Annotated in this window: 3 protein-coding genes; all 3 read left to right on the forward strand. The window is 62.4% G+C overall.

Annotation, left to right across the window (positions count from 1 at the left end; all coding sequences use genetic code 11):
* Positions 1-138: 138 nt before the first annotated feature.
* Positions 139-435, forward strand: coding sequence for a WXG100 family type VII secretion target (locus tag ACIBTM_RS46375; RefSeq protein WP_395883482.1), 297 nt, complete (start codon positions 139-141; stop codon positions 433-435).
* A gap of 69 nt (positions 436-504) precedes the next feature.
* Positions 505-1,029 carry a hypothetical protein gene (locus tag ACIBTM_RS46380; RefSeq protein ID WP_395883483.1) on the forward strand — a complete coding sequence of 175 codons (525 nt, stop codon included), beginning with the start codon at positions 505-507 and terminating at the stop codon, positions 1,027-1,029.
* Positions 1,030-1,108: 79 nt separating this feature from the next.
* Positions 1,109-2,617: hypothetical protein (locus ACIBTM_RS46385; protein WP_395883484.1), on the forward strand; the 1,509-nt coding region annotated here is incomplete at its 3' end.

The raw sequence follows: 2,617 nt of genomic DNA on the forward strand, positions 1-2,617 counted from the left end.
GGTTCGCCAAACGAGCCGCCTACCACCGCGCCGAGATCATCCTCGCCTGCATCATCCTCCACCTCCGATGAAGATCCCCAGGACACGCCCTAGGCACTTCTTCGGTCATCCATATCTCTGAAACGAAAGGAATTGTCGATGGTTGCCAACGATGGACTCATCAGGTATGACCACAATGCCCTGAACGCGGCGGTGCAGGAGATGTTCAACATCAACGCCCAGATCACTCAGGAGATGGAGCAACTCAAGCAGCAGGTCAAGCAGAACCAGGACCAGTACTTGGGTGCCAGCTCCGAACGTTACGGGATTGCTGCCGGGCAGATCGATCAGGATCTCCAGGAGAGCACGGAAACCCTGCAGAGGCTCACTCTCAGTCTGCAGACCGGTAGTGACGATTTCCAGGGCCAGGACAGGAAACTGGCAGACCTGTTTTGATGAAGCTGGTATGGGGTGTGCCGGGTTGGGAACAGCCCGGCACACCTCGTACCGCGGAGAGGACGAGGAATGGGCGACCAGACGCAACTCGATCCCGCTGCCGTACGGGAGGCGGCGAATCGTATCGGCAACCTCATGGATGACGGCGTCATGCAGGTTTTCAACAAGCTCGACAGCCAGCCGCCGACCGCCGGTAAATGGGAACCCGGCCAGGCGCTGCAACGCCTGGTAGAGGACAGGATCCGGGCGACCCAGGCGCAGGCCGATATCTTGGCGACCGCGTTCCGGAAAATGTGTGACGGGTTGAGGAATGTCGCCGATCACCTTGAGAACGCTGACGGCGACAACAGTGACCAGATCAAAAAAGACATCCAGGAAATGAAGGACAGTGTCGCGAACGGCACGTCGTCCACGGGCGCTTCGTCTGCCGGCGATCCGGCTCCTCCGGACGAGGTGTCGCCTGCCGATGAGTCGTCGGGTGATGATCAACCTGCAGGCGACAGCACTTCCGATGAGTCGTCAGAGAACGGTGAACCTTCGTCGGGCGACGACCAGTCGACGGACGGCGACCCCTTCGAGGACACGTCCACCTGACCGGAAGTTGAGTTCGAACGCGAACTGAAGGTCGCCTCGTAAGTCATACCAAGGGAAACTTCCGTGAGGAACCGAGATCATGTCTGAACCGAATAACACCCTCGGGGTGGGGCAGGACAAGACCCCTCCGCCGGCCTGGGATCCAGAAGCCCTGCAAACCTGGCCCGCAATCGTCGGCGCGGTAGATGACATGGTCCACAACCAGGGGGACGCCAACTCCCATACGGACCTCACCAACAACCTCATGTCCCACATGTGGTATCAGCTGCAAGACGACTTCGCGGAGGCGACGAGGACTCTGGGAAGGGTTCTCGAGGACTTCCAAAGGGAATACACCGGCCTCAAGGACTTCGCTGGCGAGGCGGCGGACTCTTTTCGTGAATTCGCGAAAAGTATCTACCAAGGCGGGGAGGACGTTTACAACACGCTGACCACTCGTGACTTCGCCACGACCTTCGGCAATATCGGACATGACATCCAGAGCTTCAGTAACACGTTCTGGGACTTCGTGCAGCAAGCCCACGACTACGAGAAGCAGCTCGCGGAGCATTACGCGAATGCCATCAACATGGCGGAGTACGGCGAGGAGGTCGACGCCCTGACCGTCCAGGCACAAGACGCGTACAACCGGCAAGAGATCGAGCTGTACAAATCGCTCCGTAACCTCCTCGCGGATTGGCGTGATCGTTTCGCGGACCGTGGCAATGAGCTGGATACGCTCAACGTCGCCTTGCCCCCCGGTGCCACGGACTCCGGCGGTCGTACGGGTAAGAGCGGGCTCCGTGACGCGGGTGGTGAGAACCAGGAGTGGCGGAAGGAAAACGCGGAGGACGGTCGTACGGGTAAGAACGGGCTCCGTGATGCGAGTGGTGAGAACCAGGAGTGGCGGAAGGAAAACGCGGAGGACGGTCGTACGGGTAAGAACGGGCTCCGTGACGCGGGTGGTGAGAACCAGGAGTGGCGGAAGGAAAACGCGGCGGCTGACGCGAACAGCGGTTTGCAGCAACAGATGGCGGCCGGCGTCGGAGATTTGACGAAGGAGCCGGTCCAGACCGCGTCCCAGCCTGGTGACGAGCAGGGCCTGGACGCCACGGAGGGCCTCGGTGTGCCGGATACGTCGGGCGCGGTGGCTCCAGGCGGGGGGAGCGAGCCGACTAGGCCCGCGGAGCCGCGCCAGCTCAGGAAACTGGCGCAAATGACTCCGGCCCAGAGGGCCGCCGGTGAAGCCGGTAGTGGCGGTGGCTCGGGTGCTGGAGACGAGGGGGCTTCGGCGGCTGACGCGGCTGAGCAGGAGCGGCAGCAGGGGTTGGCGGACGCGAAGGATGCGGCGAATGGCGCGCTCGCGCCGTTGTCGGGGTCGGGGAGTGGCGCGCCGGGCTCGGGGACGGGTGGTGGCGGCTTGCCGAGCGGCTCTGGTGACAAGGTCAAGATTCCGGCTTCGCTGAGTAGTGCGCCCGCCGATGATGCTGGAGGTAGCGCTGGTTCGGATTCAGGTTCCGCGGCGGCTGATGAGGCCGAGAGGCAGCGGCAGGCTGATGAGGCTGAGCGGCAGAAGGGGTTGGCGGACGCGAAGGACGCGGCGAATGGA

It is taken from the genome of Amycolatopsis sp. NPDC049868, assembly GCF_044461365.1.
GTDB lineage: Bacteria > Actinomycetota > Actinomycetes > Mycobacteriales > Pseudonocardiaceae > Amycolatopsis.

Bases quoted from the DNA above. Each gene is read 5' to 3' on its own strand.
- ACIBTM_RS46375 (WP_395883482.1), top strand. From the start codon at position 139: ATGGTTGCCAACGATGGACTCATCAGGTATGACCACAATGCCCTGAAC.
- ACIBTM_RS46380 (WP_395883483.1), top strand. From the start codon at position 505: ATGGGCGACCAGACGCAACTCGATCCCGCTGCCGTACGGGAGGCGGCG.